Source organism: Amycolatopsis sp. GA6-003 (assembly GCF_046267895.1).
Taxonomy (GTDB): Bacteria; Actinomycetota; Actinomycetes; order Mycobacteriales; family Pseudonocardiaceae; genus Amycolatopsis.
Genome location: NZ_CP176499.1, coordinates 6795529 through 6820796 on the forward strand (window position 1 = coordinate 6795529; position 25268 = coordinate 6820796).

A 25268-nucleotide genomic window follows, 5' to 3' on the forward strand; every position below is an offset into this window, starting at 1 on the left:
GCGTCGGCGGAGGTCGAGAGCGTGTCGAGGGCCCTTCGAGACCCGGCCGGAAGCATCGCCGCACACGAGGTTTTCCGCGGCTGTCGTGCCCGCGGACCACAGAAACGGAAGGCAGGTACGGCCCGGGATGACTGCCCACACCACCGTGGACGCGCAGGCGATCGCCCGCCTCAACATGCTGTTCACCCAGTCGAAGATCCTGCACAGCGCGGTCGAGCTGGGCGTGTTCGAACTGCTGGCGGCCGCGCCGAGGACGATCGGCGAGATCCGCCAGGAACTCGGGCTGCACCAGCGGTTCACCGGCGATTTCGTCCAGGCGCTCGCCGCGCTCGGGCTGCTGGAGCGCGACGGCGAGAAGTTCAGCAACTCCCCGGCGGCCGCGGAGGTGCTGGTGCCGGGCGCGTCCGGGAGCGGCTACCTCGGCGCCCGGGTCCGCACGACGTCGGAGCGGCACTACGCGATGTGGGGCAAGTTGTCCGAGGCGCTGCGCGACGGCGAGCCGAAGGCGGACATCGGCGGGCACGGCGCGTTCGCCAAACTGTACGAGGATCCGGTGCGCGCCAAGGCTTTCCTGGTGCACATGGACGCGAACAACGCGTTGGTCGCGCCGCAGCTGGCCGAGCACGTGGACTGGGCGGAGTACAAGAGCTTCGTTGACGTCGGCGGCGCGCGCGGCAATGTCGCGGCGCAGCTGTGCCTGGCGCATCCGCATCTGCATGGCGGCGTGTTCGAGCTGCCGCCGATCGAACCGCACTTCGACGAGCTGATGGCGGAGCTGGGCGTCGCGGACCGGGTCACGTTCCACGCCGGCGACTTCTTCGAGACGCCGCTGCCGGAGACCGACGTGGTCGTGTTCGGCCACGTGCTGCACGACTGGGACCCGAAGCGTCGCGTGGAACTGTTGGTGCGGGCCAAAAACGCGATTCCGAGCGGGGGCGCGGTCGTGGTGTACGACCAGATCCTCGACGCGGAGAACCCGGACCTGCGCAGCCTGATCGGCAGCATCAACGTCGGCCTGATCACCGACGGCGGTTCCGAGTACACCGTGCCGCAGCTGCGCGAGTGGCTGGACGAGGCCGGGCTGGAATTCCGTGCCGCCACGACCTTGCCGCGCGGCAACGACACCGTTGTGGTCGCGGTGAAACCGTGAGCACGCAGGCGCTGGTCGTCGGGGCCGGTCCGGTCGGGCTGACCGCGGCGCACGAACTGGCCCGGCGCGGCGTGCGGGTGCGGATCGTCGACCGGGCGGCCGGTCCGGCGGTGACCAGCCGGGCGCTGGCGACGCATCCCCGTTCGCTGGAAATCTACGACCAGATGGGCGTGCTCGACGATCTCCTGCCGCGCGGGCAGCAGGTGCGCGCGTTCACCATTCACCTGCGCGGCAAGCGAATGGTCGGGCTCCGGGCGGACTACTCGCGGCTGCCGACGCGGTTGCCGTTCACGTTGATGGTCGACCAGGTCATCACCGAGGAGGTGCTGCGGACCGCGCTGGCCAAACAGGGCGTCGAGGTCGAGTGGGGCGTCGCGCTGGCGGACTTCACCGACACTGGGGACGGCGTCCAGGTCCGGCTCGAACGCGAGGGCGAGGTCGAGGAGACCACGGCGGACTGGCTGGTCGGCTGCGACGGCGGGCACAGCGCGGTGCGCAAGAAGCTGGGGCTGAAGCTCGAGGGCGACTCGTCGGAGACTTGGCTGATCGCCGACGCGCAGGCGGATACCGTGTTGCCGCGCGACAGCATCCATCTCATCCGGACGCCGGGTGGGTCGGTGATGATGGTGCCGTTCCCGGACGAGGGCAAATGGCGGCTGCTCGACACTCGCGACGTCGAGTACTCCGGCTCCGGCGACGACGCGGTGGTAGCGCGGCGGTTCTCGGAGAAGGTGTCCGCGGCGACCGGCGTGCCGACCGTGGTTTCGCCGCCGACGTGGGTTTCGGTGTTCTCCATCCAGCAGCGGATGGTGCCGGCGATGCGGTCCGGCCGCTGTCTGGTCGCCGGCGACGCCGCGCACGTGCACAGCCCGGCGTCCGGCCAGGGCATGAACACCGGCATCCAGGACGCGTACAACCTCGCGTGGAAGCTGGCGATGGTCATCGACGGGCATGCCGACGAGCAGCTGCTCGACAGCTACTCGCGCGAGCGGGTGCCGGTGGGCGCGGAGCTGCTGCGTACCACGAAGAAGGCGACTTTCCTGGTACAGCTGAAAAATCCGTACGTCGCCGCGGTCCTGCCGGTGGCGTTCGGCGTGCTGCGGAACGTTTCGGTGCTGCGCGGCAAGCTGGAACGCAAGATCATGGGCGGGATGTCCGCGCTGGGCCTGTCCTACGGCGGCGGTTCCGCCCCGGCCGGACCGGGCCCGCGACCGGGCGAACGGCTGTCGGCCGTCACCGGTGCGGAGGCGGAAACCCCGGCGTGGCAGGCCTTGCTGGCGCAACTGCGGGAACCGGGCTGGACGCTCGTGCTCGGCCCGGACGCCCCGCGAGAAGACTTGCCGTCCTTGGGCGGCTGGCTGGTGCCGCAGGTGGCGGGGCCGGGCGGGGACCTGCCGGACGCCGACGGCGCGTTGCGGCGGGCGCTCGGCCTTTCGGCGACGGGCTGGATCCTGACGCGTCCGGACGGCTACGTGGCCGACCGCGGCGACCGGATGTCCGCCGCCGTCGTGCGCGCCGTGCTGCGGCACGCGCACCTTTCTGTCTGACCCTGTCCGACGGCCGCGCGGAAGTCCGGGACGGGAATCCTGAGGGAAGCTGATTCCGTGCGGGTTCCCCTCCCGGACCTTCGCCGCGCTCACTACTGAGAGAACATCGAGGAGCGAAGGTGGATCTGGGGCTGACCGGCAAGGTCGTGCTGGTGACCGGCGGCAGCGGCGGGATCGGGGCCGAACTCGCGCGCACGTTCGCCGCCGAAGGGGCCAAGGTCGCGGTGACCTACCGGGCCAACCGCGAGGCGGCCGAAGAAGTCGCGCGCGAATGCGGTCCGGACCGCGGCTTCGCGGTGCACTACGACCTGGCCGATCTGGCCAGTGTGGACGCGGCGGTCGAGGCCGTGCGGGAGCACTGGGGCCCGGTGGACGTGCTGGTCGCGAATGCGATCAGTCCGGGCGCGCTGCGCAAGCCGGGAAAATTGTTCGAAGAACTACCTACGGAGGATTGCGTTTCGTTCCTCAATGTGAATATCGCGCCGGTGTTCCACACGGTGGCGAAGGTGCTGCCCGGTATGCGCGAGAAGAAATGGGGACGGATCGCATTTATTTCGTCGCGCGCGGCGACCGCGGGCAAGCCGGGCCGCGAGGCTTATGGTGCGGTGAAGTCCGCATTGCACGGTTTCGCCACGAGCCTCGCCTGGGACGTCGGCCGCGACGGAGTGCTGGTCAACACCATTCTGCCTGGCCTGACCGTTACTCCCCGTGTTGCGCAACAGGTTCCGGAGGAGATGCTGGAGCGCGAGCGAGCCATCACGCCCAGTGGCCGATTGAGCTGTCCGGGTGATGTCGCACAACTGGCAGTGTTCCTGTGTTCGGCCGCCAACGGCAATACGAACGGGCAGTTCGCAGAAGTATCAGGCGGACGTTAAGTTTTTCGCACCCGGCATCAGGAAGCCGTTTCTCTGCTAGCGTCGCTGGCGTCTCACTGGGGGAAAGCGAAGCACGCGAGGCCGCTGCCTGGCGTGCTCTTTCGGCAGGTATCTGGGGGTCGGATGCAGATCGCGATATTGGGACCGCTGGCCGTGCGCGCGGACGGGGTGAGCAAGACGCCGTCCGCGCCGAAGCTCCGCACCGTGCTGGCCATGCTCGCGCTGAACGCCAACCGGGCGGTGCACTTCGAGCAGTTCGTCGAGGAGCTGTGGGAGAACAACCCTCCGGCGAGCGCGGCCACGACGTTGCAGACCTACGTCTACCAGCTGCGCAAGTCGCTGCGGCTGGCCGGATCGGCCGAGGAGGGCGCGACCGTACTGCTGACCCGTCCGCACGGGTACGAACTGCAGGTGCCGCGGGCGGACGTGGTCGACGCGGTGCGCTATTCGGCGCTGCTCGACCAGGCCCGCGACCGGCACGACGCCGGCGACCTCGAAGCCTGCGCCGAACTGGCCAGGCAGGCGCTCGCGCTGTGGCGCGGGGCCGCGCTGTCCGATCTTCCCCTCGGCCCGACCCTCGCCGCGCGGGCGACCCAGCTGGAGGAAAGCCGCAAAGCCGCGCTCGACCTGCGGTTCGAGGCCGAGCTGGCGCTGGGACGGCACCGCCGCGTGGTGGACGAGCTGGCCGGGGTGGTCAAGGCGAATCCGACCCACGAGGCGTATTCGGCGAAGCTGATGGTCGCGCTCTACCGCTGCGGCCGCCGGGTCGAGGCGCTCGACGTCTACCACCGGGTGCGCAGCGATTTCATCGCGCAGCTGGGCATCGAGCCGTCGGCGACGCTGCGTTCGGTGCACCAGCAGATCCTGGTGGACGATCCCGCGCTCACCCTTCCGGTCCCGCGCGGCGGGAGTGTGAGTGAGGCCACAACTGGTCTAGACAACGGGCAAACGAAACAGAACGGGCAAATCGAGCGGACTGCGGATGCAGTCGTCCGGAGTATCGACGACAACGGCACCGTGACTGAGAGCAGTGTCGTCGAAGTGGTTTCCGTGGTGCGCCCGGATGCGGAGGGTGACCTGGTCCCGCTGCGGCCGGCGCTGCCCGAGGCGTGCGGCCCGAATCACCTGCCGTCGGACGTGCCCGATTTCGTCGGCCGGGAAGAAGAGATCCGCGAGCTGGTGCGGCGATGTTCCGCCGCGCGCACCAAGCTCACCGGCGGCAGCGCCGTCGTGGAGATCACCGGCGGGCCGGGCGCGGGCAAGACCTCGCTGCTCGTGCACGTCGCGCACCGGGTCCGCGCGACGTTCCCGGACGGGCAGATCTTCGCGTCGCTGACTCCGGTGCACCGCGGCGAGGAGACGATGGCCGACGTGCTCGCCGGCTGCCTGCGCGCGTGCGGCGTTCCGCTGTCGCCGTCGCCGTCGATGTCCGAGCTGGTGAACGTCTACCGCGACTACACCGCCACCCGGCGGCTGCTGGTCGTCGTGGACGACGCCGCCCGGTCGTCCGAAGTGGATCTGTTGCGCCCCAGCGGTCCGGGCAGCCTGCTGCTGGTCGCGAGCAGACGGCGGCTGTACTTGCGCGGCGTGGTCGCGCCGGTGCATCTGCCGCCGCTGACGGTCAACGAATCGCTGGAGCTGCTCGGCCAGTTCATCGGACGGCGGCGGATGCTGGAGGACCTCGACTGCGCGAGCGCGCTGGTGCGGATGTGCGGCAGGCTGCCGCTGGCCGTCGCGGCGGTCGGCGGGTATCTGGCTTACCGGCCGACCTGGTCGTTGCGCCGGATGCACGAGCGGTTGTCCCGCGATCCCGGTGCGGTGCTTCGGTTGCCGTGCGGGGAAGGCACGGTCGACGCGAGCGTCCGGGCGAGTTACCGGACGTTGTGCGGACCGGCGCAGGAGGCGTTCCGGCGGCTGGCGAGCATCGACGAGTTCACCGTGCCGGACGCGGTCAAGATCCTTGGCCGCCCTGGAGAACTGGTGCGCGAAGTGCTCGAGGACCTCGAATCCGCCGGGCTGGCCGAGGAAATCGGCGAACGCGGCGGTTCGGGCCCGCACCGGTACCGCGCCGCTGAGTCCAATGTAGACATTTTGCGTCCGTCCGTTTCGGACGCGGTGTACCGCGTTCCCCGGCTTCCGTCGTTCGCGGGCCGCCTGCTGGCAAGGGAAGCCGAGCTCGCGGCACGCGAAGCCGCGGTCGCCACGGGCTGACCTCCGGGGCGGGGCCGATCCGCTGTCGTTCCGGTCGAATCCGGCTGGAGCGCGTTCGACCCCGCTTCGATCCGTCTTGGACACTCCGGGCCCAGACTCGATTTCAGCGACGTCGGGCGCTCGGAGCGCGAAGGGCAGGTGCAGACGGAGTGAGTACGAGTGCAGGGCACCCCGGGGCAGCGGGAGTGCCGGCGCGGCACGGCGGCGGAGGTCCGCGCCGGGCGGTGATCACCGGGATAGGTGTGGTGGCTCCGGGGAAACCGGGGCGCGAACCGTTCTGGGACATGGTGTCGGGCGGGCGGACCGCCACCCGGCCGGTGTCCTTTTTCGACGCCTCCCAGTTCCGCTCGCAGATCGCCGCCGAATGCGATTTCGACCCGGAGGCGGCCGGGCTGGGTCCGCAGCAGGTGCGCCGGATGGACCGGGTGACGCAGTTCGCGGTGGTGTGCGCGCGGGAGGCGATGGCCGACGCCGGGCTCGCACCGTCCGATGTGGACCCGTACCGGACCGGCGTGTCGATCGGCAGCGCGGTCGGCGCGACGATGAGCCTCGAACGCGAGTACGTCGTGGTGAGCGACGGCGGCCGGAAGTGGGAGGTCGACGCGGAGTACGCGGTGCCGCATCTGTTCGACCACTTCGTGCCGAGTTCGATGGCCAAGGAGGTGGCCTGGGAGGCGGGCGCGGAAGGTCCGGTGCAGGTCATCTCGACCGGGTGCACGTCCGGATTGGACTCGGTGGGCCACGCGCGGGACCTGATCGCCGAGGGCAGCGCGGACGTCGTCCTCGCGGGCGGTTCGGACGCGCCGATCTCGCCGATCACCGTGGCGTGCTTCGACGCGATCAAGGCGACCTCGCCGCGCAACGACGAGGCGGCGACGGCGTCGCGGCCGTTCGACAACACCCGCAACGGGTTCGTCCTCGGCGAGGGCGCGGCGGTGTTCGTGGTGGAGGAACTGGGCCGGGCGCTCGCCCGCGGCGCCCGGATCTACGGCGAAATCGCCGGATTCGCCACGCGCTGCAACGCCTACCACATGACCGGGCTGCGCTCGGACGGCGTGGAAATGACCGAGGCGATCCGGCAGGCGATGGGCCAGGCGCGGGTGCCGGCGGAGTCGATCGGCTACGTCAACGCGCACGGCTCGGGCACGAAGCAGAACGACCGGCACGAGACGCAGGCGTTCAAGAACTCGCTGGGAGAACACGCTTATCGCGTCCCGGTGAGTTCGATCAAGTCGATGGTCGGGCATTCGCTCGGCGCGATCGGCTCGATCGAGATCGCCGCCAGCCTGCTCGCCATGCGCGACGGGCTGCTGCCGCCCACGGCCAACCTCACCGAACCCGATCCGGAGCTGGACTTGGACTACATTCCTTTGGTGGCGCGAGAAGCCAAGGTGGACACGGTGCTGACGGTCGGCTCCGGGTTCGGCGGTTTCCAGAGCGCCATGGTGCTCGCGGGCAACGTCGGCGGTCCGGCATGAACGCGGTGATCACCGGGCTCGGCGTGCTCGCGCCGACCGGAAGCGGGGTCAAGCAGTTCTGGGAAGCCACGCTCGAAGGGGCCAGCGGAATCGGTCCGGTGACCCGGTTCGACGCCTCGGGGTACCCGAGCACGCTCGCCGGCGAGGTCGCCGGGTTCAGCGCGAAGGGCATCCTGCCGAGCCGGTTGCTGCCGCAGACCGACCACTCCACTCGAATGTCGCTCGTGGGCGCGGAATGGGCGCTGGCCGACGCGGGAGTCGACCCGGAGGAGCACGACGGGTTCGACCTCGCGGTGATCACCGCCAGTTCGGCGGGCGGCTACGAGTTCGGCCAGCGCGAGCTGCAGAACATGTGGAGCAAGGGCGGCAAATACGTCAGCGCGTACCAGTCGTTCGCGTGGTTCTACGCGGTCAACACCGGGCAGATCTCCATCCGGCACGGCATGCGCGGCCCGGGTGCGGTGGTGGTGTCCGAACAGGCCGGGGGACTGGACGCGATCGGAAAGGCCCGGCGCGCGGTGCGTTCCGGGACCGCGGTCGCGTTGGCCGGCGGCATCGACAGCGCGCTGTGCCCGTGGGGCTGGGCGGCGATGTTGACCTCCGGGCGGCTGAGCAAGAGCAGCGAACCGGCGAGGGCGTATCTGCCGTTCGACCGGTCCGCCGCCGGGTATGTGCCCGGCGAGGGCGGCGCGGTGCTCGTGCTGGAACCGGCGGAATCGTCGCGGGACCGGCAGCCGCCGTACGCCGAGATCGCCGGGTATGCGTCCACTTTCGACCCGAAACCGGGCAGCGGCCGTCCGCCGGGACTGCGGCGGGCGATCGAACTCGCCCTGTCGGACGCGGGCCTTTCGGCCGCCGAGGTGGACGTCGTTTTCGCCGACGCGGCCGGGGATCCGAAGCTCGACCGCGAGGAAGCCGAAGCGATCGGCGCGGTGTTCGGCGAACGCGGGGTCCCGGTCACCGCGCCCAAGGCCGGGGTCGGCCGGCTGGCCGCGGGCGGGGCCGGATTGGACGTCGCGTGCGCGGCGCTGGCGATCCGGCACGGCGTGGTGCCGCCGACGCCGAATGTCTCGGATCCGGTGCCGGAGCACGGGATCGACCTGGTCACCGGTGCCGCGCGGGAAACGCCGGTGCGGGCCGCGGTCGTCCTCGCCCGCGGCATCGGCGGGCACAACGCCGCGCTGGTGCTGCGCGGAGTGTGAGCGAGCCGGTTTCAAGATCACCCGAACGGCCGAACCGCAAAGCCTTGTCCAGCAAGAAAAACTACCGATAGCCGCCTTCGTGCGGCAGGAGGAGCGATCATGCGCGAGCTGACCTACGAAGACCTGATGGAGATCATCCGCCGCTGTGCCGGCGAGAGCGACGAAATGGCACAAACCACCGACGCGCGCGACATTCCGTTCGCCGAATTGGGCTATGACTCGCTCGCGCTGATGGAGACCGCGAGTATGCTCCAGCGCGACTACGGGGTCGAGCTGCCGGACGAAACGGTGGTCGACATCGACACGCCGCGCGCTCTGGTCGAGCTGGTGAACAGCAGGCTCGGTTCCGCGGTGTAAGGGGAATTCCGCCGAAGCCTTCCGAAGGAGGACAGGTGTCCGAGCCTGCCCTGAACCCGCGCCGCTGGGCGATCCTCGCGGTGCTGCTGACGTCCTTTCTGCTCACCGTGCTGGACGCGACGATCGTGACGATCGCCTTCCGCGCGCTCGCCGATCCGGTCGACGGGCTCGGCGCGTCCGCGGACGAGCTGCAGTGGGTGGTCAACGGGTTCACGCTCGTCTACGCCGGTCTGCTGCTGGCGTGGGGCGTGCTGGGGGACCGGCTCGGGCACCGGAAGGTGCTCCTGATCGGGCTCGTGGTGTTCGGCGTTTCCAGCGTGCTGGCGGCGTTCGCGCACTCCCCGGGCGAACTGGTGCTGTGGCGCGTCGTGATGGGCGCGGGCGGCGCGGCGATCCCGCCGACCACGCTCGCGACCATCTCGCACGTGTTCGGCGACAAGGAGCGCCCGCGCGCCATCGGGTACTGGGTGTCCGCCGCCGGCATCGCGGCCGTGGTGGCCCCGGTGCTCGGCGGCGTGCTCATCCAGTTCGCTTGGTGGGGCTCGATTTTCCTGGTGAACGGCCCGATCGTACTGGCCGCGATCGTGCTGACCGTGCTGCTGGTCCCGGAGTCCACTTCGACCGCGCGCAAGCTCGACGTGCCCGGCGTGGTGCTGTCGGTCGCGTGGAGCACCGCGCTGGTGTACGGAATCATCCAGGCGGGCAACCTGGCCACGGTCGCCGATCCGCGGGTGTACGTCCCGCTGGTGCTCGGCGTGCTGCTGCTGGTCGTGTTCATCCTGGTGGAACTGCGGTCCGCGGCCCCCGCGCTGGATCTGCGGCTGGTGTCGGACCGCCGCGTCGCCGGTGCGACCAGCGCGGTGACGCTGGCGTTCTTCGTGAACTTCGGCGTGCCGTTCTTCCTGATTTTCTACCTGCAGAGCGTGCTCGGCGTGAGCCCGCTGATGACCGGCCTGGCGATTCTTCCGCTGGCGCTGGCCCTGGCGGTGTTCTCGCCGCGTTCGGCGGCGCTGTCGGCGAAGTTCGGGGCCAAGAACGTGCTCGTCGGCGGCTTGCTGCTGCTCGCCATCGGCGTGGCGATTTTCGCGCTGCTGGACCAGAACAGCCCGCTGTGGCCGGTGTTCGTCGCCGACTTCCTGGTCGGTCTGGCGATGGCCAACGTGATGCCGCCGGCGACCACCACGATCATGTCGGCGGTGCCGCGCGAGCGCGCGGGCGTCGGTTCGGCGCTGACGAACATGGGCCGCAGCATCGGCGGTGCGATCGGCATCGCGGTGCTGGGTTCGCTGCTGACTGTCGTGTACCGCAACGGGGTCGAGCCTGCGTTGTCAGTGCTGCCGGCGCAGTCGCGCGTCGCGGCGGGCGATTCGATCGAAGCGACGAAGGCCGCCGCGGCGGCGCTTGGCGGGAACCAAGGCACCGAGCTGTTCGCCGCGGGCGCGGACGCGTTCACGGTCGCGATGCGGACGACGGCTCTCGCCGCCGCTGGTGCCGCGGTGCTGGCGGCGATTGTCGTGCTGGTGGTGGTACCGGCCCGGGAACGGCGCGCGGCTGAGGTTTCCTGACGCGTTCCCGGGCCGGGGCGTTCAGCTTCGGCGGGTGGCGGAGATCAGCGAGAACTCCTGCGGCAGCGGAGTGATCGCGTCCAGCGCGAACCCGGCTTCCTCGAGCAGCCGGGTCACTTCCGCGCTGGAGCGGATCCCGCCCCCGCCGAAGAGCACGTACATCAAGGTGTCGTGGGACAGCAGCAAAGCGTTGTCCACGCCCGGCCCGGACACGCGTTCCACCAGCAGCAGCCGCGCACCCGGAGCGGCCGCGGCCGCGCAGTTCGCCAGGATCCGGACGCAGTCCTCGTCCGGCCAGTTCACCAGCACTCGAGCGAGCAGATAGACGTCGCCGCCCTCGGGAACGGACTCCAGGAAGTCCCCGGACGCCACCTCGCACCGGTCGGTGAGGCCAGCGTCCGCGATGGCCTTTTTCGCGTTCTCCGCGGACTGTTCGGCGTCGTAGACCGTGCCCCGCAGGCGTGGATGCGCGGCGAGCAGCCGCACCGCCAGTTCGCCGCTGCCGCCGCCGACGTCGACAAAGCGCTGGTGCGCACCGAAGTCGTAGGCGCCGGGGACCGCGTCGAACAACGCCGTATTGCCCGCCATCGCCCGGTCGAACAGCTTTTGCCTTTCGGGGTTCGCCGAAAGATACTCGAAGAAGCTAGAGTGAAATGCGCCTTCGAAAGCATTTTGTCCGGTTCGTACGGCGGAGGCGACGTCAGTCCAGGCGCGATGGAATTCGGAGCCCGCGATGAGCGTGTACGGCCGCAGCGAGTCTTCCCGGTCGCTGCGCAACAGCTCGCCGAGTTCGGTCAGGGCGAACGCGCCGTCCTCCTCGCGGAACACGCCGAGTGCGGCAAGGTACCGCAGGAATCGTTGGGTGGCAACGGGATCCGTGCCGGAGTCGGCGGCCACCTGAGCCGCGGTACGGGGCCCGCCGGCGAGCCGGTCGGGCCAGCCGAGTTCGGCGGCCGTGCAGACGGCACGGGCTTTCCAGTCGCCGATGATGAGATTCATCAGCTCCAGCTGCGGCGTGCGGGCGCGCGCGAGATCGTCGGACATCCGGGTCAGTCTCCTCCGCCGTTTCGGTCAGTCGTCCGATGCTCGCCGCCGCCGTTCAAAAGGTTCTCGAAGATCTCTGAAGGCGGTGTCGCGGCAACGGTTTCAGCGGATAGATTGGCGGAAACGGCACCCCCGGAGAAGCCGGGAGCCCGAAACCGAGGAGCAGCGGGTGGAAGACCAGGTACGCCGCGTCGCGGTGGTAACCGGCGCGGCACGCGGAATCGGCCGCGGCATCGCGGAACGGCTGGCCGCACGAGGCGACCAGGTGGTGATCAACTACCTGACGTCCAAAGAGGCCGCGGAAGAAGCGGCGGAAGCCATCACCACGGCAGGCGGCGAAGCGATCGCGGTAGGAGCCGACGTCCGCACCGCCGAGGGCGCGCAAGCGCTGGTGGACGCGACGGTCGAAGCCTACGGCCGAGTGGACGCGCTGGTCTGCAACGCGAACGTCGGCCTCGCGCAAGGCTCGATAGCGGAAATCCCGTGGGAAACCTTCTCCACGAAGGTGAACGACGAGCTGGCCGCGGCCTTCCACCCCACCCGCGCGGTGTGGCAGCTGATGAAGGACCAGGGCTACGGACGCCTCGTCTACCTGGCCGCGGAAGCCAGCAAGGGCCCGGTCGGAGCAGACGTGGTCGCACACGCGGCGGCAAAGTCCGCACTGATCTCCTACGCGAAGTTCGCCGCAAGAGAAGGCGCCCCGCACGGCGTCGTAGCGAACGTAGTCTCCCCAGGCCTGACCCGAACCGACGCCGTAGGCGAGGCCCCACCGGACTGGTTCTCCGCTTTCGAAAAGCGAATCCCAGCAGGCCGCGCAGCGGAACCAGAAGACGTAGCAGCCCTAGTGGCCTTCTTCACCAGCAAAGAAGCGGCCTACATCGCAGGCACAGTAGTCTCGGTAAACGGCGGCTCGGACATGACCCGCTAAACCCCGGACCAACGGCAACAGACACACCCCATCGAGGCACCCACACCTCCCCCGCACCCCGATACGAAGCCAACACACGCGCGGAGAGGCTTGTCAAGGTACTCTTTCCAGCCTTGACAAGCCTCTCCGCGCGTAGTCACACTTGGGCTTCGGGGTGCCCCAGCGCAACTCTCTTTTTCCGGCCGAAGGCCGGTTCAGCGAATATCGTCCCGAGACACCGCCCGGTGCTTAACCTGCCAGGTATCTCCGACCCGCACCAACTGATCCTCACACAACGTACTGCAGTGAATCCGCGGCTCCCCACCCTTACGCGTAGCAATAATCAACGCATAACACCGAGTCTGCAGCTCATCCTCATTCGCCCCAGGGGAAACAGTCAGCATCCCCAGCCAATGCCGCCGCAACTCATGCACTTCAGCCAGCTGCCGATGCGTAGCCGCCGCCGCAGCCGCAATCGCCGCCCGCCCCTTGACCGGCGCCGGAGCGGCATTGGCCGCGAATACCCCGTCCTCGGTAAACGTCTCCGCCCACTCGTCAGTGCGAGCCTGGTCGAGCAACTGCATCTGCCACGCGTAATACTGCTGAATCTCCTGATACAACTCGCCCGACACAGTCACGCCTGTTCCTCCGCTCGAGAATCCTGAATATCGTCATGCGTCACCACGCGATTCGAAACCTGCCACCCGCCGGCCCCGCGAACGAGCGTGTCCCGGCAGAAGGTGGAACGCCACAACCGCGCCTCGCCCCCAGCGGGAATCTCCGCGACCATCGCGTAAAGCTGCGTCCGCACCTGGTCCGCACTGTCCTCGGTGACCACCAGCATCCCGGTCCAATGCCGATGCTGAACCCCGCGCGAAGCAACGTCCGCGGCTAGCTTCCGGGCCACCTTCAAGATCAGCTCCCGCCCGGAGGCCGGAGCCGGATTGGCGTTGTTCGCGATCGTGGCGTCCTCAGTGAACGTCTGCGCCCACGGTTCCACCTCGCCGTCGTCCATCAGCTGCATCTGCTTGGCGTAGAAGGCCTGGATCTGGTGGTACAGCTCCATTCCCACCCGCGGGTGCGCGGTTGTCGGCACCGTTTCCTCCTCGTCGGCCGCGTGTTGTCCGACAGTCGCGCGGCCGGCTCAAAGTCCCCTCGTGGACCACTCGCGCGGGACGGCCGACTGGCCGTCGAGCCGTTTTGGACCGGGCCGCTGGAGGGTGTGCCGAGGCGGTGCGACAGCGGGAGGGATCGAGTGCGCGAGATCGAAGCGGACGTGTGCGTGTCCGGTGGCGGACCGGCGGGTCTGGTGCTGGCGCTGCTGCTCGCGCGGTCCGGAGTGGACGTCGTCGTCGCGGAGCGCAGCGCGTCGCTGGACCGCGAGTACCGCGGCGAGATCATCCAGCCCGGCGCGTTGCGCACGCTGGACCAGCTCGGCGTCCTCGCCGGTCTCGGCGGTTATCCGATGCGGCATTTCCAGCTGGTGCAAGGAGACCGCACGCTGCTGGACATCGACTACGCGACGCTTCCCGCGCCGTACGACCATTTGCTCAGCGTGCCGCAGCGGCTCCTGCTGGAGCGGCTGCTCGACGAATGCCAGGCGACGCCGGGCTTCCGGCTGCTCAGCGGCTGCTCGACGCGGGCGTTGCTGGAGGAGAACGGCGCGGTGACCGGGATACGCTGCGGCTCCGGTGAAGGCGAGACGCGGGTGCGGGCCCGCTGGGTGGTCGCCGCGGACGGCCGGTACTCGAAGACTCGTTCGCTCGCCGGGATCGGCTACGACAAGTTCGAGAAATTCGAGCACGACGTCGTGTGGTTCAAGCTGCTCGCCCCGGACCGGCGGGCCGGCGCGGTCCGCATCCATCGCACCGCCGCCGATCCGGTGCTGGTGCACGATTCCTATCCGGACCGCGTCCAGATCGGCTGGACGCTGGCGAAGGGCAGCTACAAAACAGTGGCCGCCAAGGGCATCGAGCACGTCCGGGAACAGCTGGTCGCCGCCGTCCCGCAGCACGCGGACCTGATCCGCGAGCAGGTGACCGCGCTGTCCGAGCTGTCCCCGTTGGACGTCTTCTCCGGCCGCGCGCGGGAATGGGTCCGGCCGGGCCTCGTGCTCATCGGCGACGCCGCGCACACGCACAGCCCGATCGGCGCGCAGGGCATCAACCTGGCCATCGCGGACGCCGTCGCGCTGCACCCCGAGCTGGTCGCCGCCGTAGCCGCGAAAGACAACCGGCCCGCCGCGCTGGCCCGCTTCGAGGCCGAGCGACGCGCGGCGGTGGACACCGTGTTCACGCTCCAGTCGAGGCAGAACAAGGGAATGCTGTCGTCCGGCCGGATCGTGGACGCCGTGCGGCCGGTGGTCGCGAAGCTGCTGCCGCACACCCCGATCTTCCGCAAGATCCTCAATCTCGTCGCGTTCGGAGCTCGCCCGCGCGACGTGCGCGCGGACCTGTTCCGCGCGCCGAGCAACCCAGGAGGGACACGATGACCGAACAGAGCCGGGGCGTAGCGCTGGTCACCGGCGGCACCAGCGGGATCGGGCTCGCGGTGACCCGATCGCTGGCTCAGCAGGGCTACCAGGTGTACTTCTGCGCCCGCACCAGGGAATCCGTCGACGAGACGGTGCGGGACCTGCGCGCCGAGGGACTGGACGTGGACGGCAGCACCTGCGACGTCCGGGAGAAGGACGACATCCAGGCGCTCGTCGCGGCCGCGGTGGACCGGTACGGCCCGATCGACGTCCTGGTCAACAACGCGGGCCGCAGCGGCGGCGGGCCGACCGCGGAAATCCCGGACGAGCTGTGGTTCGACGTGATCAACACGAACCTCAACAGCGTGTTCCTGATGACCCGCGAGGTGCTCACCAAGGGCGGCATGCTGGCCAAGGACAAGGGCCGGGTGATCAACATCGCGTCCACCGCGGGCAAGCAGGGCGTGGTGCTCGGCGCGCCGTACTCGGCGTCGAAGCACGGTGTCGTCGGCTTCACCAAGGCGCTCGGGTTCGAACTGGGCAAGACCGGGGTGACGGTCAACGCGGTGTGCCCCGGCTACGTGGAAACCCCGATGGCGCAGGCGATCCGCGGCCGGTACGCGGCGGCGTGGAACACCACCGAGGAAGCCGTGCTGGAGAAGTTCACCGCGAAGATCCCGCTCGGCCGGTACTCCACTCCGGAGGAGGTGGCGGGCCTCGTCGGCTACCTCGTCACCGACACCGCGGCGTCCATGACCGGGCAGGCGATCAACGTCTGCGGCGGGCTTGGCAACTACTGAGAGGACCGAGCACGTGGCTGCACCACTGCGGATCTACGAGACCGAACACAAGATCGACATCGCCGCGCCCGCCTCGGCCGTGTACGCGCTGCTCGCCGACGTGACCCGCTGGCCGGTCTACTTCGGACCGACCGTCCACGCGCGCCAGCTCGAACGCGACGGCACCACCGAGCGGATCCGGCTGTGGGCCACCGCGAACGGCGAGCCCAAAACCTGGACCTCGCGCCGCGACCTCGACGAGGACGGCCTGCGCATCGACTTCCGCCAGGAGGTTTCGCAGCATCCGGTCGCGTCGATGACCGGCGCGTGGAACATCCAGCCCGGCGGGCCGGACTCGTGCACGGTCGTGCTGGAACACGCGTTCAGCGCGGTGCGCGACCTGCCGGAGAACGTCGAGTGGGTGAGCAAGGCGGTCGACCGCAACAGCGAGCACGAGCTGGAGAACCTGCGCGGCATCGCGGAAAGCCTTGCCGAGACGGAAGAACTCACCACGGTGTTCGCCGACAGCGTCGACATCGACGCGGACGCGGCGGCGGTCTACGAGTTCCTCTACCGGTCGGACCTGTGGCCGGAGCGGCTGCCGCACGTCCAGCGCCTCGACCTGACCGAGGAGACGCCGGGCCTGCAGGTCATGGAGATGGACACGAAGACCGCGACCGGCGCCGTGCACACCACGAAGTCGGTGCGCGTGTGCTTCGACGACGAACACGCCATCGCGTACAAGCAGCAGGTGCTGCCCGCGCTGATGACTGTCCACAACGGACTCTGGACGATCGTGCCGCGGCCAGAGGGCGGAGTGCGGGCCACTTCGGAGCACACCGTGGTGATCAAGCGGGACGCGGTGGAGAAGATCCTCGGCGAAGGAAAGACGGTCGAGGACGCGAAGGCGTTCGTGCGCAATGCGCTGGGCACCAACAGCACCGCGACGCTGAACCTCGCCAAGGCTTGGGCGGAGGAACGCGCCAATGGCTGACGGTGTCCTCCCGGTCGCGTCGCTGCCGGACACACCGCTGCTCCCGGACGCGCTGCGCATCCTTGCGGAGAACAGCCCGGACCAGGTCGCGGTGCGGCTCGGCGAGACGGCGTTGACGTTCGCCGAACTCGACCGTGCCGCGTCCGGGTTCGCCGCCGCGCTGGCGGATCGGATCGGGTCGGCGGGTTCGGTCGTCGCGCTGTCCTCGGTGCTGCACCCGGAGTTCGCGATCGCCTACTACGGCACGCTGCGCAGCGGAAACGTCGTGCTGCCGCTGAGCCCGCTGCTGCGGGAAGGCGATCTCGGCCGGGTGCTGACCGAATCTTCCGCCGCGGCCGCGGTGCTGAACGATTCGATGACCGCGGCGGTCGCTCGCGCCTCCGCGACGCCGGAACACCTGCTGTGCTTCGGGAATCCGGACCGGGCGAATTCGGTCGCGGCGCTGGCGGCTGGCCCGGCCGGCGCGCCGGTGAAGCTGGATCCGGACGCGGTCGCGTGCATCCACTTCACCAGCGGCACCACCGGACAGTCGAAGGGCGTACGGCTCACCCACCGCAACATCGCGGTCAACGCGGTGCAGGTCGCCGAGGCACACGGCGTGACCGGAACGTCGGTGACCTTCAACCACCTGCCCAGCTACCACCCGATGCACCTGAACTCCGCGTTGCTCGCCGGAGCCACCCAGGTGCTCTGCCTGGTACCGGATCCGGTCGCCACGATCCCGCTCGCGGCCGGGGTTACGCATTACTACTCGATGCCGTTCCGCTTGGCCCGGCTCGCCACCGACCCGCGGCTGGCGGACCTCAAGCTGCCCGGCTGCGAGGTCATCCTGTCCGGCGGTTCGGCGCTGTCGCCGGTACACGCGGAAACGCTGCGCGCGCAGTTCGGCATCCCGGTCGTGCAGGGTTACGGCCTCGCCGAAACCGCTCCGCTGGTGCTGTCGGACGGCCCGGCCGCGCCCCGTCCGGGTTCGGTCGGCCAGGTCGTGCGCGACACCGAGGTGCGCGTTGTCGATCTGTCGACTCGGCAACCGCTGCCGGCAGGCGAACGCGGCGAGGTCGAGGTACGCGGCCCGCAGGTGATGCGCGGCTACCTCGGCCGCCCGGACGGCGACGGCATCGGCGCGGACGGCTGGCTGCCGACCGGCGACGTCGGCTGGCTGGACGACGACGGGTACCTGTTCCTGGTCGACCGCATCAAGGACGTCTTCAAACGCGACAACTGGCTGATCTCGCCCACCGAAATCGAGGCCGAGCTGCTGCGCCACCCCGGCGTGGCCGACTGCGCGGTGGTCGACCAGCCGGACGAGTTCGCCGGCGCGGTGGCGGCCGCGCTGATCGTCCCGGCCGGCGACGAGTGGGTGCCGCGGGCCGCCGGGATCGTCGAGGAGGTCAACGCCGCCCAGCCGTATTACAAGCACGTTGAGCACGTCGAGCTGACCAGGGCGATCCCGCGTTCGCCCAACGGCAAGCTCGTCCGCCGCGAGCTGCGCGAGGCGCTGTCCTCCGTGCGCGGCAGCCAGAATCCCGGAACCGCACTGCTAGGAGCCGATACCGTGGTCACGTTCATCAGCAAGTTCACCGTCAAGGGCGAGCCGGAAGAGTTCGAGAAGGTCTTCACCGAGCACGCGCAGTACATGGCCGCGCAGCCCGGGTTCGTCGCCTACCAGATGGTGCGGTCGCTGCGCGATCCCAAGGTGTATCTGAACATTGGCCAGTGGGTCGACGCGAACGCGCACAAGGCCGTCGTGACCAGCCCGGAATTCCAGGCGCACGTGAAGAAGTTCGCCGAGCTGGTGGACGTCGAAGCGGACCTGTACTCGACGGTGTCCGAGGCGTCGGCGTGAGCGATCTCGGGCTGGCCGGCCGCAGCGTGCTGGTAGTCGGCGCCACCAAGGGGCTGGGGCTGGCCATCGCCCGCAAATTCTGCGCGAGCGGCGCGCACGTGCTGCTCGACTACGCCCACGACGACGAAGCTGCCAAGGCCGCGCTCGCGAGCCTTGAGGGATTGCCCGGTTCGGCGTCCTTGATCCGGGCCGATCCGTCCACTGAGGACGGTGCGGCACAGCTGGCCGCCGCGGTTTCGGCGGCCGGTCGCGGCCTGGACGTCTTGGTGCACAACGCCGCGTCGTGGCATCCGATGCCCGCCGCCGGGGCTTCGGTCGCCGACCTGCACGCCGACGTGGCTACCGCGGTGGATCCCTTGCTGCGCTTGGTTCCCGCGCTTCTCGACCAGCTGAAACCGGGCAGCCGCGTGCTCGCCGTTTCCAGCTCCGGCGCGCAGCGGGTCATCCCGCGCTATGTCGCGCTGGGCGTCGCGAAGGCCGCGCTCGAATCGCTAGTGCGCTACCTGGCGGTCGAACTGGCCCCGCGCGGCATCACGGTCAACGCCGTCACGACCGCGAAGCTGGACAAGGGCGACGAGACCACCCAGCCCGAGATGGTGCAGGTGCTGGCTGCCCGGACGCCGGCCGGCCGGCTGAGCACGCCCGCCGACGTCGCCGACGTCGTCGCGCTGCTGAGCGCGCCGGAAGCCAGCTGGATCCACGGCCAGGTGATCACCGCGGACGGCGGCCTCGGCCTGCGGTCCTGACGACAAGGAGAACTCCGTTGCAGCTGATTGACCTGTCCTCGCCGATCGACCCGCAGGGCTGGGAACCCGAGCCGCTGTCGCTGGTCACCATGTCCGCCCAGGACGGGGCCAAGCACCTGGTGTCGGAAATGCGCGAGCACTTCGGCATGGAACTCGACCCGGAAGTGCTGCGGGACGCCGAGTTCCTGACCAACGACACGGTGTCGCTGACCACGCACACCGGCACGCACATCGACGCGCCGGCGCACTACGGCGACGCCACGTCGTACGGCTCGGCCCCGCGCACGATCGACCAGATGCCGGTCGACTGGTTCCACCGTCCCGCCGTGGTCCTGGACTTCACCGGCCGCGCGCCGGGCGTCATCACGGCGGACGACGTGCGCGCCGAACTGTCCCGAGTGGACTACCAGCCGAAGGAACTGGACATCGTCCTGCTCCACACCGGAGCCGACCAGCACGCCGGCACGCCGAAGTACTTCACCGAGTTCGTCGGCCTCGACCAGTCCGGGCTGGATCTGTTGCTGGACTTCGGGGTCCGGGTGATCGGCACCGACGCGTTCAGCCTTGACGCGCCGTTCACCCACATCATCGAGACCTACCAGCGGACCGGCGACAAATCGGTGCTGTGGCCGGCGCACATGCGCGGCCGCGACCGGGAGTACTGCCAGATCGAACGCCTGGCGAACCTGGCCGAACTGCCGCGGGCGCACGGGTTCACGCTGTCGTGCTTCCCGGTGAAACTGGCCGGAGCCGGCGCCGGGTGGGCTCGCGCGGTCGCCATCGTCGAGTAGCTGAAAGTCGGTGCGGGGAACCCCGAGGGAACCAGCTTCCCTCGGGGTTCCCCGCACGGCTTTAGTCAGTCCAGCGGGGTGTTTCGAGCAGCTCGATCACCGCGCTGCTCCACGAGAATCCCGCGCCGACGCCCATCAGCAGACACGTCTGTCCCGGCCGCAACCCGCCGGTCCGCACCAGGTGTTCCAGGCTGACGATCTGGTCGCCGGCCCCGAGATGGCCGATCTTGCTGTCGAAGTCCCACGTGGTCCGCTCCAGCGGAACGTCCATGTGCCGCAGGTAATTCGACACCAGCCGGCGCCGCCCGAAATGCGGCAGCACCAATCGGTCCACATCGGACAGTTCCAGCTCGGCGTCGCTCAGCGCGCGTTTCAACGCCTCGCGCTGTCCGTCGAGAATGGCCGAGAGCGTCTGTGCCATTCCGGCCTCGGACACGTATGATCGTTTGTGCGCGTCCAGATCGACCAGCTGCCGGGCACTCATCTCGACTTCGCCGAACGCCGCCCCCGCACGGTGCATGCCTTCCAGCTCCGGCCCGCTGACCACCGCCAGGCTGCGCAACCGCGCGAACCCGCGCACGCTGGAGAGCACCAGCGCCGTCCCGCCGTCGGCGTACGCGGTGCCCGGATCGCTGTGCCAGCGGTCGAAATCGGGACCGTCGAAGCGATCCGCCGCGGTGATCAGCGCGGCTTGGCGCGCCGGGTCCGCCAGGAGGTAACTGGCCGCGAGGTCCAATGCCGCCATGCCGCCGTTGGAAACCTGCCGCACCTCGATCGCCGGACAGGTCCCGCCGACCGCCGCCCGCTGGACGTACGCGGCCGGCGACCACAGGTCGTAGCCCTGGTGGAACAACGTCGCGTGCAGCAGCACCGCGATGTCGCCGCGCGCCACCCCGGACCGGTCGAGGGCGACCCGCGCGGCCCGGGCCGCCATCTCCGGCGGCGCGATCCCTTCCGGGGCGACGAGGACCGATTCCATCTCGCTTTTGCGCGCCGTCTCGGCCGAGCACTGCCCGCTCCGCACCGCTTCGGCGGTCGTCGTCGCCGGGGGCAGCCAGCTCCCGAGCCCGGCGAGGTACAGCCCGTCGAATCTCATGCCGGCCAGCCTTCCGGCGGGCTCTCGACAGCCTGTGGGAACGGGCTCGACCTGCCGGTCCAGCGGGGGTCGAGCAGCCGTCGACCGCCGTGCCGGACGATCCGGTTGTTTCCGGGCGGAGGGAGTTTCGTTCCATGACCGAGGTCGCACTGCTGTTCCCGGGGCAAGGCTCGCAGCACGTGCGGATGGCCGCCGGCCTGTACGGGCACGACGAAGTCTTCACCGCCGCGGCGGACGAGGTCTTCGCGGCGCTGGGCCCCGACGGCGCCGCAGTCCGCGCCGACTGGCTGACCGACTCGCCCGCCGTCCCGCTGGACCACGTGACCCGCTCGCAAATCCTGCTCTTCACCGTCGGGCACGCGCTGGGCCGGATGATCCTTTCGTGGGGAGTGCGGCCAGCCGCGCTGCTGGGCCACAGCGTCGGCGAGGTAGCCGCGGCGACCCTGGCCGGGGTCTTCGAAGTCCCGGCTGCCGCGGAGCTGATGTGGCGTCGAGTGCAGGAACTGGCGTCCGCCCCGGCCGGCGGAATGCTGGCGGTGGCCGCGACGGTCGACGACGTCGCCGAGGTCCTGACCGACGAGGTAGTGATCGGTGCGATCAACGCTCCCCGGCAGCTGATCCTCTCCGGCCCGGCAGCGCCGTTGGCGGAGGCCGCGGCGAAGTTGCGCGCCGACGGCCGGACCTGCCTGCCCGTCCCCGCGACGTCGGCCTTCCACAGCCCCGCCCTGGCCGAGGCCGCCGCCCGGTGCCTCCCGTCGGTGGCCGCGGCACAGCCTTCGCCGCCGAAAATCCCGATGGTCTCGGGCTACACCGGCCGCCTGCTCACCGACACCGAGGCGACGGACCCTTCGTACTGGGCTTCCCACCCCGTCGAACCGGTGCGGTTCTGGCCCGCGCTGGGCACGCTGCTGGGCGCGGATTCGCCGCTCTCGGCGGAGGGGCAGCGGGTTCTGGTGGAGACGGGACCGTCGCAGCTGCTGGCCAAGGCCGCGCGGATCCATCCGGTGGTGCGGGCGGGGGAGTCCTCGGTGCTGGCGCTGCTGCCTGCCCGGGCCCGGGGCCCGGAGGCGGATCTCGCCGCGGTGGCGGCTTGCCGGGAGGCGCTGGGCAAGTGAGGTCCGCTGCTTCGGTTCGCTGAGCTGTGCCTGCGCTGTCGGCCTGCGGACGGTTGTCTTCGCGGTGATGGGGTCCAGCCCTCGAGATGGCCTCCCGGCTGTTGCGGAGAGGGGTCGTCCGCGCCTGTTCCGGCCGAGTTGGCATGGGGGTAGCGGATCGTTCACTGAGCGGTGTTGTGCTGTCGAAAGGCTGCGGCCTCACTCGGACGCAGCGGTTTTCGAGGCGCGAGGCGGTGGTGACGCGATGTGGCTGGTCGAATGTCCGTCGTTCTGGGATCAGGGCTTGATTCGCCCCCTCGTCACCGAGCACGGCAAGGTCGTGCTGATGTGCGATTCCTGCACCGCGGTGTGGCGGACCCCGGCCAGCGTCGAGGAGTTCGACCACGTCGAGCCGGAAGCCCCCGAGTGGTCCATCGGCCCGGACACGCACGTCCGTCCCGGCACGACCCGCTGGGCCGAACTGGCCGACGTCACCTCGGCCGGCTGGGGCGACCTGCGCTGGCGCGAGCTGCCCTGAACCTCAGCGGTACGGATGCCTTGCCCGGCGGGTTCTGAACCCGCGCGGGTTCCTGGTGCGAGACAAGGGGTTCGCTGACCTTCCCAGTCCGCTCGCTCATCCGGTTTCGACTCTTCTCCTCGTTTGCCCCTCCCTGTCGCCGGTAGTCAGTGATACTATCTACTGGTACTCAGCAACGCTGACTAGCTAAAGGGCGTTCGATGGGCAAGCAGGCGACGGAGATGCTCAAGGGGACCTTGGAGGGCATCGTCCTCGCGATCCTTGCCTGGCGGTCCGCCTACGGGTACGAGATCACCTCCTGGTTGCGCGAACGGGGGTTCACCGATCTCGCCGAGGGCACCGTTTACGCGTTGCTCGTGCGGATCGAGCAGCGCGGGCTCGTCGACGTCGAGAAAGTGCCGTCCGAAAAAGGGCCGCCGCGGAAGGTGTACACGTTGAACGCCTCAGGGAGGGCGAGTCTCGACGAGTTCTGGCGGAACTGGCGGTTTCTCTCGGACCGGCTCGAACAGCTGCGCAAGGAGGGGATCGAACATGGGGAATGAAGGAAAGAGCCGGTATCTGCATTATCTGGAAGTGGTCACCGGGCCGCTGGAGGACAAAAAGCGGTACCGGCGGTACAAGGCCCGCGTCGAGGAGCTGCCGCCGGATCACCGGGCGGCGATCAAGGCGCTGCACCGGTACGTGCAGTACTTCGGGCCCGGCACCGCGGAGGGGCATCTGCGGATGCTGGACGATCTGATCGACCTGTTCGAGCAGAGCGTGGCGAACGGGACGACGGTCCGGGAAATCGTCGGCGGCGAGCCGGTCGAATTCGCCGAGGAGTTTCTCCGCAGTTATCCCGAGGGGAACTGGATTTCCCGGGAACGGGCGCGGCTGACCGAATCGATCGACCGCGCGGTGGGCGGTGCGGCATGACGGCGCCGGCGATCCGGGTGCGGGGGCTGCGGAAATCCTACGGCAAGCTGGAAGTGCTGCGCGGCGTTGAATTCGAGGTGGCGCGCGGCAGTATTTTCGCGCTGCTCGGGTCCAACGGGGCGGGCAAGACCACGGTCGTGCGGATTCTGTCCACCTTGCTCAAGGCCGACGCGGGGGAGGCGGAGGTCAACGGGTTCGCGGTGGCGACCCAGGGGGCGGAGGTGCGCGAGTCGATCAGCCTCACCGGGCAGTTCGCCGCGGTCGACGAAATCCTTACCGGGCGCGAGAATCTGGTGCTGGTCGCCAGACTGCGGCACCTCAAGAACCCCGGCGAGATCGCGGACGGCCTGCTGGAGCGGTTCGCGCTGACCGAGGCCGGGGCGCGGAAGGTCTCGACGTACTCCGGCGGCATGCGCCGTCGTCTCGACCTCGCGATGAGCCTGATCGGGAACCCGCAGGTCATTTTTCTCGACGAGCCGACGACGGGGCTCGACCCGCAGGCGCGCAACGACGTTTGGCGCGCGGTCGAGGAGCTCGCCGAACAGGGGGCGACGGTGCTGCTCACCACGCAGTACCTGGACGAGGCCGAACACCTCGCCGACCGGATCGCGATCCTGCACGAGGGCCGGGTGCTGGTGAACGGCACCCTGGACGAGCTGAAGCGGCTCCTTCCCCCGGCCAAGGTCGAATACGTCGAGAAACAGCCGACGCTGGAGGACGTCTTCTTCTCCCTGGTCGGCAGCGGAAGCAAGGGGGACGGACAATGAGCGGCCACTTCGCCGGTGACAGTTTAGTCCTGTTAGGACGGTCGCGGCGGCACATCACCCGCAGCCTGGACACGATCATCACGACGACGATCACGCCGATCGTGCTGCTGCTCTTCACCTACGTCTTCGGGGGCGCGATCAACACCGGCGCTGAGTCGTACGTGACCTATCTGCTGCCCGGGATCCTCCTGATCACCATCGCCTCCGGGATCGCCTACACCGCGTTCCGGCTCTTCCTCGACCTGAAGAGCGGCATCTTCGAACGCTTCCAGTCCATGCCGATCGCGCGCTCGGCGGTGCTGTGGGCGCACGTGCTGACCTCGGTGATCGCGAACCTGATCTCGGTCGCCGTCGTGGTGCTGGTGGCGTTCGCGATGGGCTTCCGCACCAGCGCCGGCCCACTGGCGTGGCTCGCGGTGCTCGGCATGCTGGTGCTGTTCACCCTGGCACTGACCTGGATCGCGGTGATCCCCGGCCTGACGGCCAAATCCGCCGACGGCGCGAGCGCGTTCTCGTACCCGCTCGTCTTCCTGCCGTTCGTCAGCTCGGCCTTCGTGCCCACCACCACAATGCCCGGCCCGGTCCGCGCATTCGCCGAACACCAGCCGGTGACGTCGATCGTCAACACCATCCGAGACCTGTTCGCGGAACGCCCAGCCGGCACCGGAATCTGGACGGCGCTGGCGTGGTGTGTGGGGATTCTGGTGGTGGCGTACGTCTTCGCGAATGTGATTTACCGGCGCAAGATTTCTTGATTCTTGCGCGCGTTTGGCCGGGGCCGGTGGTAGCGGCGCTGGCTTGGTCAGTCGGTCGCCTCCGGGATCAGCCAGGCGGTTCACTGGCGCAAACCTCCCGGCTCCTCCGCGCGTTGGCCGGGCCCGGTGGGTAGCGGG

At 69.5% G+C, this 25268-nt stretch carries 25 protein-coding genes; 21 read left to right on the forward strand and 4 right to left on the reverse strand.

Features of this window, described 5'->3' with window-relative positions; genetic code table 11:
- Window positions 1-127 precede the first annotated feature (127 nt).
- The 8 genes from F9C12_RS30825 (at window position 128) to F9C12_RS30860 (ending at window position 10385) form a co-directional block, all read left to right on the forward strand.
- Window positions 128-1150, forward strand: a complete 1023-nt coding sequence (locus F9C12_RS30825) for a methyltransferase (protein WP_409185260.1) — start codon at window positions 128-130, stop codon at window positions 1148-1150.
- Window positions 1147-2697: an FAD-dependent oxidoreductase gene (locus F9C12_RS30830; protein ID WP_409462689.1), complete on the forward strand. Its 1551-nt coding sequence runs from the start codon at window positions 1147-1149 to the stop codon at window positions 2695-2697. Before F9C12_RS30825 ends, F9C12_RS30830 begins: the two co-directional genes overlap by 4 nt.
- A 152-nt stretch (window positions 2698-2849) precedes the next feature.
- On the forward strand, window positions 2850-3572 hold the full coding sequence (locus F9C12_RS30835) for an SDR family NAD(P)-dependent oxidoreductase (protein ID WP_409185262.1): 723 nt from the start codon (window positions 2850-2852) through the stop codon (window positions 3570-3572).
- Between the two features lie 123 nt (window positions 3573-3695).
- Window positions 3696-5783, forward strand: a complete 2088-nt coding sequence (locus F9C12_RS30840; RefSeq protein WP_409462690.1) for a BTAD domain-containing putative transcriptional regulator — start codon at window positions 3696-3698, stop codon at window positions 5781-5783.
- A 245-nt stretch (window positions 5784-6028) separates the two neighbouring features.
- A complete protein-coding gene (locus tag F9C12_RS30845; protein WP_409462691.1) occupies window positions 6029-7261 on the forward strand; it encodes a beta-ketoacyl-[acyl-carrier-protein] synthase family protein in 1233 nt (410 codons plus the stop codon).
- Window positions 7258-8463 (forward strand): ketosynthase chain-length factor, encoded by a 1206-nt coding sequence (locus F9C12_RS30850; protein WP_409185264.1) that lies wholly within the window; start codon window positions 7258-7260, stop codon window positions 8461-8463. Before F9C12_RS30845 ends, F9C12_RS30850 begins: the two co-directional genes overlap by 4 nt.
- Before the next feature lie 99 nt (window positions 8464-8562).
- Window positions 8563-8820 (forward strand): acyl carrier protein, encoded by a 258-nt coding sequence (locus tag F9C12_RS30855; protein ID WP_037817205.1) that lies wholly within the window; start codon window positions 8563-8565, stop codon window positions 8818-8820.
- A gap of 35 nt (window positions 8821-8855) precedes the next feature.
- Complete coding sequence (locus tag F9C12_RS30860; RefSeq protein WP_409462692.1) at window positions 8856-10385, forward strand: MFS transporter; 1530 nt, start codon at window positions 8856-8858, stop codon at window positions 10383-10385.
- Between the two features lie 21 nt (window positions 10386-10406).
- Here F9C12_RS30860 and F9C12_RS30865 read toward each other — a convergent pair whose 3' ends face one another.
- A complete protein-coding gene (locus tag F9C12_RS30865) occupies window positions 10407-11429 on the reverse strand; it encodes a methyltransferase (RefSeq protein WP_409462693.1) in 1023 nt (340 codons plus the stop codon).
- A gap of 169 nt (window positions 11430-11598) precedes the next feature.
- Here F9C12_RS30865 and F9C12_RS30870 point away from each other — a divergent pair, with 169 nt between their 5' ends.
- On the forward strand, window positions 11599-12357 hold the full coding sequence (locus tag F9C12_RS30870) for an SDR family NAD(P)-dependent oxidoreductase (protein WP_409462694.1): 759 nt from the start codon (window positions 11599-11601) through the stop codon (window positions 12355-12357).
- A 194-nt stretch (window positions 12358-12551) separates the two neighbouring features.
- On the opposite strand, the gene F9C12_RS30875 is transcribed toward F9C12_RS30870, so the two are convergent.
- Both F9C12_RS30875 and F9C12_RS30880 read right to left on the reverse strand, forming a co-directional pair.
- On the reverse strand, window positions 12552-12974 hold the full coding sequence (locus tag F9C12_RS30875; RefSeq protein WP_409462695.1) for a nuclear transport factor 2 family protein: 423 nt from the start codon (window positions 12972-12974) through the stop codon (window positions 12552-12554).
- The gene (locus tag F9C12_RS30880) at window positions 12971-13432 is read right to left on the reverse strand and encodes a nuclear transport factor 2 family protein (protein WP_409185269.1); all 462 of its coding nucleotides are present in this window, start codon (window positions 13430-13432) and stop codon (window positions 12971-12973) included. The genes F9C12_RS30875 and F9C12_RS30880 overlap by 4 nt, the downstream gene beginning before the upstream one ends.
- Before the next feature lie 159 nt (window positions 13433-13591).
- On the opposite strand from F9C12_RS30880, the gene F9C12_RS30885 reads away from it, so the two are divergent.
- Genes F9C12_RS30885 through F9C12_RS30910 form a run of 6 tightly spaced genes read left to right on the forward strand, consistent with a single transcriptional unit; the run spans window position 13592 to window position 19965 of the window.
- Window positions 13592-14827 (forward strand): FAD-dependent monooxygenase, encoded by a 1236-nt coding sequence (locus F9C12_RS30885; protein ID WP_409462696.1) that lies wholly within the window; start codon window positions 13592-13594, stop codon window positions 14825-14827.
- Window positions 14824-15609, forward strand: coding sequence for a 3-oxoacyl-ACP reductase FabG (gene fabG / locus F9C12_RS30890; RefSeq protein WP_409185271.1), 786 nt, complete (start codon window positions 14824-14826; stop codon window positions 15607-15609). The genes F9C12_RS30885 and fabG overlap by 4 nt, the downstream gene beginning before the upstream one ends.
- 13 nt (window positions 15610-15622) lie before the next feature.
- On the forward strand, window positions 15623-16582 hold the full coding sequence (locus F9C12_RS30895; protein WP_409185272.1) for an aromatase/cyclase: 960 nt from the start codon (window positions 15623-15625) through the stop codon (window positions 16580-16582).
- Entirely contained in the window at window positions 16575-18428 is a 1854-nt protein-coding gene (locus tag F9C12_RS30900) for an AMP-binding protein (protein ID WP_409462697.1), read from the forward strand. Before F9C12_RS30895 ends, F9C12_RS30900 begins: the two co-directional genes overlap by 8 nt.
- Window positions 18425-19174 carry an SDR family oxidoreductase gene (locus F9C12_RS30905; protein ID WP_409185274.1) on the forward strand — a complete coding sequence of 250 codons (750 nt, stop codon included), beginning with the start codon at window positions 18425-18427 and terminating at the stop codon, window positions 19172-19174. The genes F9C12_RS30900 and F9C12_RS30905 overlap by 4 nt, the downstream gene beginning before the upstream one ends.
- Window positions 19175-19191: 17 nt before the next feature.
- Window positions 19192-19965, forward strand: coding sequence for a cyclase family protein (locus tag F9C12_RS30910; RefSeq protein ID WP_409185275.1), 774 nt, complete (start codon window positions 19192-19194; stop codon window positions 19963-19965).
- A 61-nt stretch (window positions 19966-20026) separates the two neighbouring features.
- Here F9C12_RS30910 and F9C12_RS30915 read toward each other — a convergent pair whose 3' ends face one another.
- Window positions 20027-21061, reverse strand: coding sequence for a ketoacyl-ACP synthase III family protein (locus F9C12_RS30915; protein WP_409462698.1), 1035 nt, complete (start codon window positions 21059-21061; stop codon window positions 20027-20029).
- 134 nt (window positions 21062-21195) lie between these two features.
- On the opposite strand from F9C12_RS30915, the gene F9C12_RS30920 reads away from it, so the two are divergent.
- The 6 genes from F9C12_RS30920 to F9C12_RS30945 all read left to right on the forward strand — a co-directional run bounded on the left by F9C12_RS30920 (window position 21196) and on the right by F9C12_RS30945 (window position 25130).
- Complete coding sequence (locus F9C12_RS30920) at window positions 21196-22176, forward strand: acyltransferase domain-containing protein (RefSeq protein ID WP_409462699.1); 981 nt, start codon at window positions 21196-21198, stop codon at window positions 22174-22176.
- Window positions 22177-22420: 244 nt separating this feature from the next.
- A complete protein-coding gene (locus F9C12_RS30925) occupies window positions 22421-22693 on the forward strand; it encodes a hypothetical protein (protein WP_409185278.1) in 273 nt (90 codons plus the stop codon).
- Between the two features lie 200 nt (window positions 22694-22893).
- Window positions 22894-23235, forward strand: a complete 342-nt coding sequence (locus F9C12_RS30930) for a PadR family transcriptional regulator (RefSeq protein WP_409462700.1) — start codon at window positions 22894-22896, stop codon at window positions 23233-23235.
- Window positions 23225-23608: a DUF1048 domain-containing protein gene (locus F9C12_RS30935; RefSeq protein WP_409185280.1), complete on the forward strand. Its 384-nt coding sequence runs from the start codon at window positions 23225-23227 to the stop codon at window positions 23606-23608. Before F9C12_RS30930 ends, F9C12_RS30935 begins: the two co-directional genes overlap by 11 nt.
- Complete coding sequence (locus F9C12_RS30940; protein ID WP_409462701.1) at window positions 23605-24375, forward strand: ABC transporter ATP-binding protein; 771 nt, start codon at window positions 23605-23607, stop codon at window positions 24373-24375. Before F9C12_RS30935 ends, F9C12_RS30940 begins: the two co-directional genes overlap by 4 nt.
- Window positions 24372-25130, forward strand: a complete 759-nt coding sequence (locus tag F9C12_RS30945; protein WP_409462702.1) for an ABC transporter permease — start codon at window positions 24372-24374, stop codon at window positions 25128-25130. The genes F9C12_RS30940 and F9C12_RS30945 overlap by 4 nt, the downstream gene beginning before the upstream one ends.
- Window positions 25131-25268: the final 138 nt, after the last annotated feature.